Source organism: Methylobacterium sp. HMF5984 (assembly GCF_045033435.1).
Classification (GTDB): Bacteria; Pseudomonadota; Alphaproteobacteria; order Rhizobiales; family Beijerinckiaceae; genus Methylobacterium.
Genome location: NZ_JBJFLN010000001.1, coordinates 2,969,581 through 2,984,280, shown reverse-complemented (window position 1 = coordinate 2,984,280; position 14,700 = coordinate 2,969,581). Strand labels below are relative to the sequence as shown.

The 14,700-nt window shown below is 63.1% G+C and carries 10 protein-coding genes and 1 riboswitch; of the genes, 2 read left to right on the top strand and 8 right to left on the bottom strand.

The features are described 5' to 3' along the window. Window positions 1-486: 486 nt before the first annotated feature. Complete coding sequence (locus ACFZ8E_RS14425) at window positions 487-1,500, bottom strand: transposase (RefSeq protein WP_405043045.1); 1,014 nt, start codon at window positions 1,498-1,500, stop codon at window positions 487-489. A gap of 991 nt (window positions 1,501-2,491) precedes the next feature. Between ACFZ8E_RS14425 and ACFZ8E_RS14420 the strand changes: the two genes are divergently transcribed. Both ACFZ8E_RS14420 and ACFZ8E_RS14415 read left to right on the top strand, forming a co-directional pair. Next, window positions 2,492-3,712 carry a hypothetical protein gene (locus ACFZ8E_RS14420; protein WP_405043044.1) on the top strand — a complete coding sequence of 407 codons (1,221 nt, stop codon included), beginning with the start codon at window positions 2,492-2,494 and terminating at the stop codon, window positions 3,710-3,712. A gap of 310 nt (window positions 3,713-4,022) precedes the next feature. Beyond that, window positions 4,023-5,164, top strand: a protein-coding gene (locus tag ACFZ8E_RS14415) for an IS3 family transposase (RefSeq protein WP_405043043.1) whose coding sequence is annotated in 2 segments (ribosomal slippage) — window positions 4,023-4,290 and window positions 4,290-5,164 — 1,143 coding nt in all. Because the reading frame shifts where the segments join, the coding sequence is not laid out codon by codon here. Window positions 5,165-5,593: 429 nt separating this feature from the next. Here ACFZ8E_RS14415 and ACFZ8E_RS14410 read toward each other — a convergent pair. From ACFZ8E_RS14410 to gcvT, 7 genes are all read right to left on the bottom strand, one after another. Beyond that, a protein-coding gene (locus ACFZ8E_RS14410) for an IS5 family transposase (protein ID WP_405041835.1) occupies window positions 5,594-6,399 on the bottom strand; the annotation gives its coding sequence in 2 pieces (ribosomal slippage) (window positions 5,594-6,069 and window positions 6,069-6,399; 807 coding nt in all). A 247-nt stretch (window positions 6,400-6,646) separates the two neighbouring features. Beyond that, on the bottom strand, window positions 6,647-7,126 hold the full coding sequence (locus ACFZ8E_RS14405) for a cache domain-containing protein (RefSeq protein ID WP_147725812.1): 480 nt from the start codon (window positions 7,124-7,126) through the stop codon (window positions 6,647-6,649). A gap of 60 nt (window positions 7,127-7,186) precedes the next feature. Continuing rightward, window positions 7,187-7,441: a hypothetical protein gene (locus ACFZ8E_RS14400; protein ID WP_405043042.1), complete on the bottom strand. Its 255-nt coding sequence runs from the start codon at window positions 7,439-7,441 to the stop codon at window positions 7,187-7,189. Between the two features lie 1,452 nt (window positions 7,442-8,893). Beyond that, complete coding sequence (locus tag ACFZ8E_RS14395; RefSeq protein WP_405043041.1) at window positions 8,894-9,739, bottom strand: transglutaminase family protein; 846 nt, start codon at window positions 9,737-9,739, stop codon at window positions 8,894-8,896. 203 nt (window positions 9,740-9,942) lie between these two features. Then, window positions 9,943-12,798: an aminomethyl-transferring glycine dehydrogenase gene (gene gcvP / locus ACFZ8E_RS14390; RefSeq protein WP_405043040.1), complete on the bottom strand. Its 2,856-nt coding sequence runs from the start codon at window positions 12,796-12,798 to the stop codon at window positions 9,943-9,945. A gap of 71 nt (window positions 12,799-12,869) precedes the next feature. Continuing rightward, the gene (gene gcvH / locus ACFZ8E_RS14385) at window positions 12,870-13,232 is read right to left on the bottom strand and encodes a glycine cleavage system protein GcvH (RefSeq protein WP_147725808.1); all 363 of its coding nucleotides are present in this window, start codon (window positions 13,230-13,232) and stop codon (window positions 12,870-12,872) included. 23 nt (window positions 13,233-13,255) lie between these two features. After that, window positions 13,256-14,425, bottom strand: coding sequence for a glycine cleavage system aminomethyltransferase GcvT (gcvT, locus tag ACFZ8E_RS14380; protein ID WP_405043039.1), 1,170 nt, complete (start codon window positions 14,423-14,425; stop codon window positions 13,256-13,258). Between the two features lie 158 nt (window positions 14,426-14,583). Further along, window positions 14,584-14,685, bottom strand: a riboswitch (glycine riboswitch). Between the last annotated feature and the right edge of the window lie 15 nt (window positions 14,686-14,700).

The window sequence follows — 14,700 nt, the reverse complement described above, 5'->3', positions numbered from 1 at the left end:
ACGGTCGCAACGCCGCGCGATCCCTCAAAACGCCAAGCGTGTTCCTCGATTGCCCAACGAGCAGCATCCCAACAACATTCCGCAACCAGACAGCTAGAGCACCTTAGCTCGACTTTGGCCAATTAGGCGGCTTGGCAGAGAGCGTAGGCCCAGGATGGCGGCAGACGGAACCAAGGTTCCCTGCGGTCGCGTTTGCGACGTGACGTCGATAAACCCTCCTCGCGCCAGATCGCATAGCGGACGACGGCGAGGGCGTCCGAGAATGTAGGCTGGGGCTTGGGGTACCACGCCGTCGCCGCGATCTGCCGCCGCTGACGGGTTGGGAGCAGCTGGGCCATTAGGGTGACGATTGAGAACAGGGCGAGCAGGCAGGGCGTCGTGCGGGCAATGGCCTTGTCGGACCACTGACGCTGGATCTCGACGCCGAGATGGGCCCGTGCCTCTTGGAAGGTAACCTCGACCTGCCAGCGTCGGACGATCCTTCGACTAGCTCAGGATGAGGCACGTCACGATCTGTGTCGGATCTCGTGCTGGATCGGTGCAGAGCAGCCCTTGCGGCTCGAAGCGGTTCTCGGGATCGCGGATCAGAACCCAACGGACTGGTACCACCGGCAGCCCGGAATGATGCCAGACGGCGGAAGCCGAGGTGATCTCGATCCTGCGTTCACCTGTGCCGTGCCAGCCCGGCCCGCTCACCTGCTGCCAGATGGTGGCCGGCTCGGTCAGGATCTTGTTATAGTGCTTGTGCAGTTGTGCACCCGTTTTGCGCGGGCGCCCGATCGTACCGGGAAGCCTTGGGGGCGCTGGATCGTAGAGCGCCGCATCCAGGCGTAGGCGGGTGATGGCAGTGACGGCGCCGCGGCGCAGGGCGTCGAGAAACAGCAAGGTCGAGAAGGCGCTGTCGCCCACCAGTACGAGGTCGCGCCCCGGCAACCAGCGGCGCGCCGGCAGGGTCATCTGCCGTCCGACATCGAGCAGGGTCTTGTGCCGATGGCCTCGTTCCCGATAGGCGCGCTCCGAGGGGACGAGGGCGGTCAGAAACGGCAATGCCCAGACCCGACCCGCCCAGGGGATGGGTGCGAGTAGCATCAGGCTCATCCAGCGCAGGCCGCTCGTCTTGACGAAATGGGCGCCGGACGAACGCACTGGATCACGGTAGATCCCGCGGGCCTGGATACGCCGTCCCCAGCGCCGCTCGATCGTGTCGTCGAGCGCCAGCACCACGGGGCCATGTGGGACGAAGGCCTCGACGAGCAGCCGAAGCAGGATGCGGGCGGCTGAGCGGGGCGACCAAGCGGCGCGGCTGAGCACCCGGTGCGTGTTCACGAAATGGCGGTCTCGCGCCCGGCCCGTGATCCGCAGCACGCTCGCTACCGTGCGCCGGCCCGGACACAGGATCGCACCGATCAGCAGGGCCTGAGCGTGCCGCCACGACCGGTGGACGAACAGCGGAGCGAACGACAGGATGGTCCCGGCGAAGCGGGCGGGCAGGGGCGGCATGGGGCGTCTCTGGCGAGGGACACCACCAGCCTATCCATCACGCCCGCTTCGTCACCCAGCGCGTTCCACGGCCGGTCGAAATGGCCAAAGTCGAGCTGAGACAAGGGCCGCAGCGCCAAGGAGCAGGTGTTCGAGCGGAACAAGGACTATCGCTGCATCGCCACGCGATACGATTGATTGGCCACTCCACTACCTGGCTATCATCAGCATACCTGCAATCGTCAAATAGTAATTATAAATCTCATATCATACAAGGAGCTGATGGGGTGGAACCCTTCCAAAATTAGATCGGAAAAATATTATTTTGAATATAATTTATTTAATTAGTAAGATGGTCATAAATTTTATAAATTATGAGTCTAATTCCCATGTTCCACAATCGTTTTTACCGCACGAAAAATTTATTACAGGCTTATGACGGAAGTGCGACCATTCAAAAAATAAACTCACATGGAATTTTCTTGCGTGCCTTCATCGTCGAGAAGGACTACAGCGTTCTGGCTTCGGCGCGGTCATAGCCACCAGGGCCACAGGGTTACCGTTTGGCTTCATGCTGTGAGAAGCTCCCTCAATACACAGGCTTACTGTACCAGAAAATTCAAGACACGAATCAAGGCGGACTGAAATAAAGCCTTCATCAAAGCGGAATGAGAAATGGAAGCTGATAGAAGAAGTTCAACCTATAATTAGAAGGGCAGCACTACATTGGTATTAGCATTGGTAAGTGCGTTACACAGGGTTACTATTCCTTTAGGTATGAATTTATAATATTAACTCTACAGGCTCTTTAGATGAACGGTTTATAACACTATTATTCCCATTAATGAATATTAGATATCGAAATCTAAAATTTTCTAAAGCGCCCTATGCGCTGTTCATGACGCCCCAATAGTTTATGCTGCGCCTGGTGTAGGCAACAAACTGGCTATTCACACACCTGTTACCGCAGGCTGAAGTCGAATTGATAGATAACTTAGAGCGAGGTTGGATCATGAAAACCGTTACCCTTAAAGAAAATACTAGCCAAGGAGCTGTTTACCAAATAGATAAAAACGGCTTATTTCTTTGTAGTGTGATAATATTCATAGGAGTATTACTACAAAAAATTGCCTTGCCTGGGACTAACAATTCCTTACCTCTAAGCACTATTGGGCTGCCAGTTTTACTATTTTTTAGTTGGGCAATAGGTATTTTAAAGATTTCGCCTTATTCATTTGTTTTATATTCTGTATTTGTAGCTTGCTCTGGTATTTCTTTTATAGTCAATGCTGGAGCTGAGAGCGTATCGCTTCTTTCTTTGGCGCTTGTATGCGTTGTTCAATCATGTTTCATTTTTCAGCCAACGCCAAGGAATGGTTTCCCCATAGGTACGTTATTATATCAGGATGCTATGGTTTTTCTGAGTGTATTGGGCATCGCTCAATTTGCCTCACAGAAATTTATAGGCCCTGAGTTAGCCTTTTTTTTAGATTATAAGCTCCCTCCTTCTTTAGTTTTATCAACCTACCATAACCTAAATCCCCTTTACTATGGCTCTGATCTTTTTAAAAGCAACGGTGTTTTTTTCGCTGAGCCTGCTTTTTTTAGTCAGTTCATTGGACTCGCGGCTATCATTGAGCTTGCAACGCAGCAAAGGATAACTCGATTATTAATTTATGCATGCGCGATCCTATGTAGTTACTCTGGCACGGGAATAATTATATTGGCTGTATTTGGTAGCTATCTAGCAATACGTAACGGAAAAATAGTTTTGATTATTGGTATAATAACTGGTACAATCTGTTTAGTACTTTTTGGCAGCATCTTGGAGATACATGCCATTACAAATCGCCTAGAGGAATTTTCTACGCCAAACTCTAGTGGGCATGCGCGATTTATATCGGCGTTTTCTCTTATAGATAAGATAACTTTTGATAATATTGAGTCAGCTATATTTGGAAAAGGGCCCGGAACCTACTCGTCGTATGACTATCAAATGCCGTTTCTTGTTTTTGACCCAACGTGGGCAAAGCTATTATTCGAATATGGCCTAATTGGGTTTGTAACGTACGCATCCTACCTTTCAACTGCAATGAAATCATCGAATAAGACTCTAATAGCTCCGCTTATCATTACTTACGCTTTTTTTGGAGGGTATATTACAAATACATCAATTATATCAGTCATGATTCTTCTTGGAATTTATAGCGATAGAAATCTATCGATCAACTAGAGCCGAACATCTGCTTAGTAGCAATTTATCTAAATAATTATTTGACTGAACTGATACCAGTCGAGGGTGTAATACTGTCTAAGGCTATCTAGTGGTCTGAGTTAGAAGTTCGGTTTCAGATTGTGAGCTTGTGCCTACGTGTGGGGATGTCCGTAACTGTCTAAGGCTATCTAGTGGTCTGAGTTAGAAGTTCGGTTTCAGATTGTGAGCTTGTGCCTACGTGTGGGGATGTCCGTACGGAGGTTGGCCTGACCGGCTGGCTTTGGACCGGGCTGATTGAGAGGATCAGCCAGGACCAAAGGAGTTGGACATGCGGCGAGGCCAGAAGACGAACGCGGAGCAGGTCGTGCTCAAGCTGCGTCAGATTGAGGTGCAGACGGCCCAGGGCAAGAGTTTGGCCCTTGCATGCAGGGAGGCGGAGATCTCCGAGCAGAGTTACTACCGCTGGCGCAAGGAGTACGGCGGCCTTCAGGTCGATCAAGCCAGGAAGATGAAGGATCTGGAGCGCGAGAACGCTCGTCTGCGCCGGCTCGTCGCCGACCTTTCTCTAGAGAAGCAGGTGCTGGCGGACGTCGCCTCGGGAAACTTGTAGCCCCCGAGCGACGCAGGCAGGCGGTGAACGGCATCCGTGAGAAGTACGGCCTCTCGGAACGTCACGCCTGCCGGATCGTCGGTCAGCACCGCGGCACGCAACGCTACGTGCCTACCGTGCTGGCCGACGAGGATGCACTGACCCAGGCCATGATCGCCCTGGCGTCCGAGTACGGACGCTACGGCTACCGCCGAGTCACCGCGCTGCTACAGGCAGCCGGCTGGCAGGTAGGCAAAGACCGGGTTCAGCGCATCTGGCGTCGCGAGGGGCTGAAGGTCCCCAGCCGACATAGACCCCGCAGCCGCTTGTGGCTGAACGACGGCTCCTGCGTGCGGCTACGACCGCTTCATCGCAATCACGTCTGGAGCTTCGACTTCGTGCAAGCCCAGACGCACGATGGGCGCTCTCTGCGCATCCTAACGCTGATTGACGAGCACAGCCGTGCCTGCCTCGCGCTGAAGGTGGCGCGGCGCATCAACAGCGTCGGCGTGATCGAGGCGCTGGCCGACGCGATGTGCCTGCACGGCATCCCGGAGCACATTCGCTGCGACAATGGCCCAGAGATGATCTCCAAGGCGTTGCGCAAATGGGTCGCCAAAGCTGGCTCACAGATCCAGTACATCGCGCCAGGATCCCCGCGGGAGAATGGCTACTGCGAGAGCTTTAACGGCAAGCTGCGCGACGAGTGCCTACGCCAGGAGATCTTCTACTCGCTGAAGGAGGCGCAGATCGTGATCGGTCTCTGGCAAACCACCTACAACCGCGTTCGACCGCATTCGTCGCTGGGCTATCGGCCGCCCGCGCCCGTCAGCTACCCGGGTCTGGCCTTCCGGCTACCCATGGCCGCCACCATGCAGTAGCCTCTCAATTGGCTCGGTCCAAAATACCGGTCAGGTCAAGACCCATACGCGCTCGTCAAAACAATTTTGCGGCATCGGCAGCACGGCTTTTTGCAAGCTTTTGATCCGTAGGTCTTGGGTTCGAGCCCCAACGCGCTCACCACCATTTTAGCCCAGTTAATGATTTGGCGCATTTTTTATGGCCTGGGATCAAGCTCTCGGTGTTGCGGGGACCTGCAACACGCCTCGCTGAAGGACATGGGATTGCGACGCTTGACGATCCGTCGTCCGCCGTTCCGTACGACACGGACGCATCACGACCGGCCTGCTGGTCAAACCGACCCGAGCCGCACGACGAAGCCGGAGAACCAAGGCGGAAGTCGAAACGGCGAGCGCGGTCGCGTCCGTGTCGCCCGTCAGCGATCGGCCGACGGCTCGACCTAAGAGCGCCTAACAGAACCGCCTGATTTGGTTGAGGGTGATGAGACTGGCGGCGAGGTTGGTGAAGGCCTCGTAGATGTCGGCGCGGCGCTCGTAGCGTACGGGCAGGCGTCGGAAACGGTTGAACCAGGCATGGGTGCGCTCGACTACCCAACGGTGACGCCCAAGCTTCTCGCTGCTGTCGATCCCGCGCCGAGCGATGCGAGGGACGATCCCACGGGCGCGGCACTCCTGGCGACGGGCACGGGCGTCGTAGGCCTTGTCGGCATGAAGCTTGTGGGGACGGCGGCGTGGGCGACCGCGCCGGCCGCTGCCCACGGGCGGGATCGCATCGAGGGTCGGGGCCATCATCACGCTGTCGTGGCGGTTGGCCCCCGTGAAGGTCAGGCCGAAGGGCGTGCCGCGGGCATCGACGACGAGGTGGCGCTTGGTGCCCGGTTTGCCGCGATCCGTCGGGTTCGGGCCTGTGGCAGAGCCCCTTTTTTCGCCGGGACAGACGCGCTGTCCAGGCTGGCCCGGCTCCAGTCGAGCTGGCCGGCTTCGTAAAGTCGCCCCAGCAGCACCTGATGCAGGCGGGTCCAGACGCCCGCCGCCTGCCAGTCCCGCAGGCGGCGCCAGCACGTCATGCCCGAGCCACAGCCCATCTCGGCCGGCAGCATCTCCCAGGGCAATCCAGAGCGCAGCACGAACAGGATGCCTGTCAGGGCCGCCCGGTTCTTGATAGGCCGTCGACCGCCTTTCGGACGGGGTCGGGGAGGCGGAAGCAGCGGGGCGATCTCGTCCCAGAGATCGTCGGGAAGAAGTGCGCGGGCCATGAAACACCAACGCACATCAACGCTCAGGGTGCCGTTCTGTTAGGCGCTCTAAATGCGATCGATCGCAGCGGCATCCCGCGCCGCGGGGGGAGGCGAACGGAACGGACACCATGCACCGCATCCTGCCTGCGATCCGAGGCGTGACGCTCTGGGCGGGGCTGAAGACCTGCGTCCAGGCCGAGAAGCTCTCCCATCGCGCCTTGCGAAGGCGCCCGAGCCGTCCGCCACGGGCGTCGCTGCAACGCGGTCAATCGACATAGACGCCGGCGCCCACGAGCGCAGCCACGCCTCCTACGCGCGTTCCGCAGACATAGCTCCACTTGACGGACGGTATCGATGAACCGGGCTTGGGAAACATGTAGTCGACCCAGCCGGCGCCGAACCTATTGACGACATCGATGAAGTCTTTGTGAAATCGGTTCCCGTCGGCATCGCGCTCGTTGAACAGATCCCGTCCCTCGCGATCCGGATGAGCGGCGTTGAACAGGACGGTGCCCTGCATGTCGACGACGAACAGGTATACGTCCCCATGACGCCAGAACGTATTCTTCTTTCGAAAATCTCCGAATGCTTCCGCACCGTGCGTTTCCAGAATCCGGGCCGCCTCATCAACGAGCGCCTCGATGTCCACCGCCTGGCTCGACGATGGAGGATTGATCATCTCGGCGACAAGGATCCTCGCGCTTAAGGCCAGCACCGCCGGCCAGATCAGCAGGGGCTTGAACATGCCGGCGCCTCGATGACGAGCACAACGGTCCTGCGACAGGCCGGGACCGGAGACCAGGACCTATTTGTCGGAACCCGTCATCGTCGACGAATTCCCATGCGTTTCGATTTCGGACGGGATGAAAGCGGCCGAGGTCGGCGTCTCGAAGGTGCGATCATTGCTTTTGTTGCGCCTCAGCACGATTGCCCACCAGCGCCGCTTGATGACAACGGGAATCTCAACAGCGTTGATAGGCGATCTCGAGCTTATAAGACAATCATGCCGATCGATGATTTGACCGAGCCGCTTCAGCGCCGCGAAATTCTGGGCGGCCATCAATTTATGTCCCAAGCAAGCGCCGCCCTCGTTCAATCAAAGAAAAGTTTCCTCTGCGCGCGCAACAATATTCCTTGCTTCATCGCAATATAATCCGACTTTTGCCAGATCCGACATCTGCCACTCCATGTATAACACACGTGTGATGCTAGGAATCGATTGGCCTCGTTACATCATGCGTTTGATGTATGCAATGGATGAATGCCGCAACACAGGTCAACCGGCGGGAGTCAGGGCGGAAACCGTTTGGTTTTCATGGCATGACTGGCTCCGCAAGGCCAAAGAGCCCCGTATGCAGCCGATTCTGCTTGGCCTTCGGGGAAGGATGGCTTACGTAAATTCCGATAAAAAGTTAAGTTACGCCCTGCAAGGCCGCCGTCTTGCAATCGTCTTTCGAGTATATACTTAATAACACGTCCTTATCTTCGACATCAACAACATAGAATTGCGGAAATTTGCAGTCTTGCAAGTCTAATAGACGACTTCACGAAGCAGCCGGGATGAGGGAAAAATCCAGGCTATTTACTGAAGCAAAATTCATGCGCCTCATGAAATACCTTGATTTATTGCGATATACAAGTCTGTTATCGATTACTGAAGAAGTTACTTAGAAAAATTATATTTATTGGTTCTCGGCGACGGGCCGTGGAAGCGCCGGGCGCCGCTGATCATCGGGGGGCCGGACCTAAAGGGCGCGGCCGGGTGCGACGACCGGACGTTCGTCGGGGACGTCCTCTGGATCGAGCGCCGCGGCTGGCCTCGACGCGATCCGCCGGAGGCTCCGAGCGGAACGGCGTGCTTCGTCGGTTCGGCTGCCGGAACCGGAGAGGGGGGGGGCGGCGGATCTCCGGGGCGCTGTCGGACGATCCCGGCTTCGAAGACCCGATCGTGGATGCCACCATCGCGCGCGCCCGCCGGCCTTCGGTCGGCGCCGGGGGCCGGCGATCGAGCCGCGTCCGACCCGGCGCTCGGACGTTCGCGCGGCCGGCAGAGCAGTCGGATCCATTTCGCCGTGCACGACCCGGGCTGCCCGGTTGTGCTTCACCCTCGGCGCGGGCCGGAGGGGCGGTGCGCCTCAGGCCGAGGGCCTGATCACCGACCTTCGGGTCGACATCGTCACGGCCGATGCGGCCTGGGACAGGGATCGCCTGCGCGAAGCCCGTCGCCGGCATCGTCCCAGGACTCGAACCACTGCCCACGCGGCCTGAAGCGCCCGACGATGCAGCTTCACGGGCTCGAGCCGGCCCAGGCATCCAAACCCGTCTTCGCCGCGGCGAGACGGAACACGCCCGTCAGCGCCACCCGAGCAGCACGAGGTAGCCGGAATAGGTGAGGGCGGTGGCCATCAGGGCGAGCGCGGTCGGATCCATGGCGGGCGGATACCGGGGGTGGTCCCGCGCGGCCATCCCGCGATCCGTCGCTGCGGCGGGATGCCCTGGCGCGGGCGGACGCTCAGGCGGCCTGCATCAGCACGAAGTCGTCGGGCACCGCGTCGGTGTGGACGTCGAACTGCGCCAGCAGCGCCGTGCCGAAGCTGGTGGAGATCGCGACGTCGGTGGCGTCGCGGCCGCGCGCGATGACGATGCGGCCGATCCGGCGCGCGTCGTGGCGGGCGTCGAAGGTGTACCAGCGGCCGCCGTTCGCGCCGTTCAGGTAGACCTCGAACCAGGCGGAGAAGTCCATCGGGTTGATGTCGACCGGCACGCCGATGTCGCCGAGATAGCCGGTGCAGTAGCGCGCGGGGATGTTCATGCACCGGCACAGGGCGACGGCGAGGTGCGCGTAGTCGCGGCAGACGCCGACCTGCTGGTTGTAGCCGTCGAAGGCCGAGCGGGTGGCGTCGGCGAGCTGGTAATCGAAGCGGATGCGCTGGTGCACCCAGGTGACGATCGCCTGCACCCGGGCCCAGCCCTCTTGCGTGTTGCCGAACAGCGACCACGCGATGCCGGAGAGCTTGTCGGTCTCGCAATAGCGCGAGCCCAGCAGGAACACGAGCACGTCGTCGGGCAGGTCCGGCACCGCGAATTGCTGCGCGGTCGGCTCGTAGGCGTCGAGCTCGCCGCTGTCGACGATCAGGAAGTCGGCCGACACCGTGATGCGCCCGCCCGGCGACAGCAGCCGCACGCAGGTGTTGCCGAACCCGTCGGTGTAGGTCCGCATCGGCACCGGCGGATCGACCCGCATCGCGTCGGAGGTGAGCAGGTCGATCGCCCGCGAGGGGTGGACGTTGAGCTGGTAGGTGAGCGCCGTCGGGCCGAACGTGTCGTAGCCGATCGTGTAGCCGGTCCGGATCTTCATGGGGCGCTCCGCCGCGAGGAGGAAAGACTTTTCAAATACCGGTAGAGGTGAATGTTCCTCATGCGGAAGTGCCGGAACGGGCATTCGGCGCTCAAAGAGTCGGCAAATGGCGCGGAACCGTCATTCGAGGCTCCCGAAACGTCGGGTGCGTGCCGGCCGGCGGCCGGAACGCGTCGTCGCCGAGGGGTGTAGTGGGCGTCGGTTCACTCCGCCGCGGCCTCGTAGCTGTCGGGGGCCGGGCAGGAGCACATCAGGTTGCGGTCGCCGTAGGCGTTGTCGACGCGGTTGACCGGCGGCCAGTACTTGTCGATGCCGCGCGCGCCCGACGGGAAGCAGGCCGCCTCCCGCGAATAGGGCCGCTCCCAGGCGCCGATCAGGTCCTGGACCGTGTGCGGCGCGTGCTTGAGGGGGTTGTCCGCCCGGTCCGCGCGGCCCTCCTCGATGGCGCGGATCTCGTCGCGGATCGCCAGCATCGCGTCGCAGAAGCGATCGATCTCGGCCTGGGTCTCGGATTCGGTCGGCTCGATCATCAGCGTGCCGGCCACCGGCCAGCTCATGGTCGGCGGGTGGAAGCCGCAATCGATCAGGCGCTTGGCGATGTCCTCGACCGTGATGCCGGCGCTCTTCTGGAAGGGGCGCATGTCGACGATGCACTCGTGCGCGACCCGGCCGTTGGCGCCGGCGTAGAGGATCGGGTAGGCGCGGCCGAGCCGGGCGGCGATGTAGTTGGCGTTGAGGATCGCGACGCGGGTCGCCTGGGCGAGGCCGCGCCCGCCCATCATCAGGCAGTAGCTCCAGGAGATCGGCAGGATCGAGGCCGAGCCGTAGGGGGCCGCCGAGACCGCCCCCTCCTCGCCCGAGCGCGGATCGGAGGGCAGGAACGGGATCAGGTGCGCCTTGACGCCGATCGGCCCCATGCCGGGCCCGCCGCCGCCGTGCGGGATGCAGAAGGTCTTGTGCAGGTTGAGGTGGCTGACGTCGGAGCCGATGTCGCCGGGCCGGGCCAGCCCGACCAGCGCGTTGAGGTTGGCGCCGTCGAGGTAGACCTGGCCGCCATGGGCGTGGACGACGTCGCAGAGCTCGCGCACCCGCACCTCGAACACCCCGTGGGTCGAGGGGTAGGTGATCATGCAGGCCGCGAGGTTGTCGGAATGCCGCTCGGCCTTGGCGCGGAAATCCGCGACGTCGATGTTGCCGTTCGCGTCGGCGCCGACGACCACCACGCTCATCCCGCACATCTGCGCCGAGGCCGGGTTGGTGCCGTGGGCCGAGGACGGGATCAGGCAGATCGTCCGGTGCGCCGCGCCGCGGGAGAGGTGGTAGCGCCGGATCGCGAGCAGCCCGGCATACTCGCCCTGCGCGCCGGAATTCGGCTGCATCGAGATCGCGTCGTAGCCGGTGATCGCGCACAGCTTCCCGGACAGGTCGCCGATGAGCTCGTGATACCCGGCGGCCTGATCGGCCGGCACGAACGGATGGATCTCCGAGAATTCCGGCCAGGAGATCGGCAGCATCTCGACGGTGGCGTTGAGCTTCATCGTGCAGGAGCCGAGCGGGATCATCGCCCGGTCGAGCGCCAGGTCGCGGTCGGCGAGGCGGCGCATGTAGCGCGTCATCTCGCTCTCGGCCCGGTTCATGTGGAAGATCGGGTGCGTGAGGTAGGCGGAGGTGCGGACCAAGCCGTCCGGCAGCCGGGACGCGGGCCAGGCCTCGTCGTAGATCGGATCCGTCGCCCCGAAGGCGCGCCAGACCGCCTGCAGGATGTCGGGGCGGGTGCGCTCGTCCACCGTGATGCCGATCCGGTCGTCGCCGACCTTGCGCAGGTTCACCCCGTTGGCGACCGCCTGGGCCAGGATCACGCCCTGGAACGCCCCGACCCGGACGGTGATCGTGTCGAAGAAGTGCTCGGGCTCGACCGTGAAGCCCAACGCCGCGAGCCCCTGGGCGAGGCGCACCGCGTCGCGGTGGACGCGCTGGGCGATGGCCTTCAGCCCGGCGGGGCCGTGGAACACCGCGTACATCGAGGCGATGACGGCGAGCAGCACCTGCGCGGTGCAGATGTTCGAGGTCGCCTTCTCCCGGCGGATGTGCTGCTCGCGGGTCTGCAGCGCGAGGCGGTAGGCACGGTGTCCGTGGGCGTCGACCGAGACGCCGACGAGGCGCCCGGGCAGCGCGCGCTTGTGCGCGTCGCGGGTCGCCATGTAGGCGGCGTGCGGTCCGCCGAACCCCATCGGCACGCCGTAGCGCTGCATCGAGCCGATCGCGATGTCGGCGCCCATCTCGCCGGGCGACCTCAGCAGTGTCAGGGCCAGCGGATCGGCCGCGACCGCGGCGATGGCGCCGGCCGCGTGCAGGGCCGCGATCGGCCCCGAGACGTCGTGGATCGCGCCGCAGACGCCGGGATACTGGAAGATCGCCCCGAAGACCGCTTCCGGGTCGAGGTCGGCGAGGGGATCGCCGACGACGATGCGCCAGCCCATCGGCGCGGCGCGCGTCCGCAGCACCGCGATGGTCTGGGGCAGGCAGTCTCGGTCGACGAAGAAGGCCTCGGCCTTCGAGCTGGCGACGCGGCGGGCCATGCCCATCGCCTCGGCCGCGGCTGTGGCCTCGTCCAGCAGCGAGGCGTTGGCGACGTCGAGGCCGGTGAGGTCGCAGACCAGCGTCTGGAAGTTGATCAGCGCCTCGAGCCGTCCCTGGCTGATCTCCGGCTGGTAGGGCGAGTAGGCGGTGTACCAGGCCGGGTTCTCGAAGATGTTGCGCTGGATCGCCGGCGGCATCGTCGTGCCGTGGTAGCCCTGGCCGATCAGCGAGACGAGGACCCGGTTGCGGTCGGCGATCTCGCGCATCCGCTCGATCGCCCGGCGCTCGGTCAGCGCGGGGCCGAAGGCGAGGTCGTCCGCGAGCGGCCGCGCCTGCCGGATGTCGGGGGGCAGGGTGTCGTCGATCAGCGCCTCCAGGCTCGGGGCCGCGACCACCGAGAGCATCGCGTCGATCTCGGCATGGGTCGGGCCGATGTGGCGGCGGTTGGCGAAGTCGTAGGGGTCGTAATGCGCGGACATGGCGGCATCCCGGCTTGAAGGGCGATAAGGCCGCCGGCGCGTCGGCGCCGGCGGCGGAGCGGCGGAGGCGGCTACTTCGGCAGGGCGGCGTAGGCGGCCTCGTCCATCAGCCCGTCCATCTCGGACGGGTCGTCGAGGCGCAGGCGGTAGAGCCAGCCGGCCCCTTGCGGATCGGTGCCGACGGCGGCCGGGTCGCCCGCCGCCGCGTCGTTGACCGCGACGACCTCGCCCGAGAGCGGCGCGTAGACGTCCGAGGCCGCCTTGACCGATTCGACGACGGCCGCCGCCTCGCCCTTCGACAGCTTGGCGCCGACCTTCGGTAGCTCGATGAAGACGAGGTCGCCGAGCTGCTCGGCGGCATGCGCCGTGATGCCGACGGTGACGACCTCGCCCTCCGCCCTCAGCCACTCGTGCGCGTCGGTGAATCGCAGCATGGTCTTGCTCCTGACGGGATGTTTCAGATGCGGCCGCGCTTGAACCCGGCCGGGACGAAGGGGAGGGGGACGACCCGAACCGGCAGGCGCTGGCCGCGGACCTCGGCGAAGACGCGGGTGCCGTCGGTCCCGAGCGCGACGGGCAGCATCGCCATCGCCGCCGGCGCGCCGAGGCTCGGGCCGAAGCCGCCGGAGGTGACGGTGCCGACGGGCTCGGTGCCGGCCTCCTCGGCAAACAGCGGTGCCCCCGCCCGCACCGGGCTGCGCCCCTCCGGGCGCAGGCCGACGCGGCGGCGGGACGGGCCGGCGGCGATCTCGGCGAGGATCCGGGCGTCGCCCGGGAAGCCGCCGGCGCGCGCGCCGCCGATGCGGCGCACGGACGGAATCGCCCAGGCCAGGCCGGCTTCGACCGGCGAGGTGTCGGGGCCGATATCGGCGCCGTGCAGGCACAGGCCGGCTTCGAGCCGAAGCAAATCGCGGGCGCCGAGCCCGATCGGCATCACCGCCGCGTCCGCGAGCAGGGCCTCGGCGACGGCCTCGGCGGCGACGTCCGGCAGCGAGATCTCGAAGCCGTCCTCGCCGGTGTAGCCGGAGCGGGTCACGAGGCAGGCATGCCCGAGGATCGGAACCTCCGCCGCATCCATGAAGCGCATCGCCGCGACCTGCGGGGCGATGCGCGCCAGGGCGGCTTCCGCCTTCGGGCCCTGGAGCGCGATCAGCGCGCGGTCGAGCGCCGTCGCCGTCACCGCGGCGGGAAGATAGGCCCGGAGATGGGCGAGGTCGGCCGCCTTGTTGGCGGCGTTGACCACCAGCACCAGCCGGTCGCCGAGATTGCCCACCATCAGGTCGTCGCGGATGCCGCCGGCGGCGTCGGTCAGCAGGCCGTAGCGCTGCCGGCCGGGCTTCAGCCCGACGATGTCGGCCGGGATCAGGGCCTCGAGGGCGCGGGCGGCCTCGGCCGGGTCGTCCGCCGCGAGCGCGATCTGGCCCATGTGGGACACGTCGAACAGGCCGGCGTTCGCGCGGGTGTGAAGGTGCTCCTTCAGCAGCCCGGCGGGATAGTGCAACGGCATGTCGTAGCCGGAGAACGGCACCATCCGCGCGCCGCGGCGCAGATGCAGGGCGTGCAGCGGGGTGCGCAGCAGGCCGGAAGCGCGGGGGGTGTCGACGGTCGCGAGGGGGTCCGCATGCATCTGGTGTTTCCACGACGACGAGCCGCCGAAGAACGCGGATGCGTTCCTCGGATGCCCCCATCTGTCGCGGTTACCTGAGAGCTTCCCCCGGACGCCGCGTCGGCGGTCTCCGAGGTTTCTCCTTCGGTGGGCGCCAGGTGGCGCCTCTCTCCAGATCGTCCAACGATACGGTGATTGTGCCTGAGAGTTTCCGGGGGTGGTTGCTCCGTCGGCGCCATGATCGGTCGTCGGACCGATCTGGGCTCTCCCGTATCGCTTTATGCGGACGCGGCCAG

What these genes read in the sequence shown, in the direction of transcription:
- ACFZ8E_RS14395 (WP_405043041.1), bottom strand. Translation starts at nt 9,739, where the DNA reads ATGAAGATCCGGACCGGCTACACGATCGGCTACGACACGTTCGGCCCG.
- gcvH (WP_147725808.1), bottom strand. Translation starts at nt 13,232, where the DNA reads ATGCTGCGATTCACCGACGCGCACGAGTGGCTGAGGGCGGAGGGCGAG.
- gcvT (WP_405043039.1), bottom strand. Translation starts at nt 14,425, where the DNA reads ATGCATGCGGACCCCCTCGCGACCGTCGACACCCCCCGCGCTTCCGGC.
- ACFZ8E_RS14405 (WP_147725812.1), bottom strand. Translation starts at nt 7,126, where the DNA reads ATGTTCAAGCCCCTGCTGATCTGGCCGGCGGTGCTGGCCTTAAGCGCG.
- ACFZ8E_RS14425 (WP_405043045.1), bottom strand. Translation starts at nt 1,500, where the DNA reads ATGCCGCCCCTGCCCGCCCGCTTCGCCGGGACCATCCTGTCGTTCGCT.
- gcvP (WP_405043040.1), bottom strand. Translation starts at nt 12,798, where the DNA reads ATGTCCGCGCATTACGACCCCTACGACTTCGCCAACCGCCGCCACATC.
- ACFZ8E_RS14400 (WP_405043042.1), bottom strand. Translation starts at nt 7,441, where the DNA reads ATGGCCGCCCAGAATTTCGCGGCGCTGAAGCGGCTCGGTCAAATCATC.
- ACFZ8E_RS14420 (WP_405043044.1), top strand. Translation starts at nt 2,492, where the DNA reads ATGAAAACCGTTACCCTTAAAGAAAATACTAGCCAAGGAGCTGTTTAC.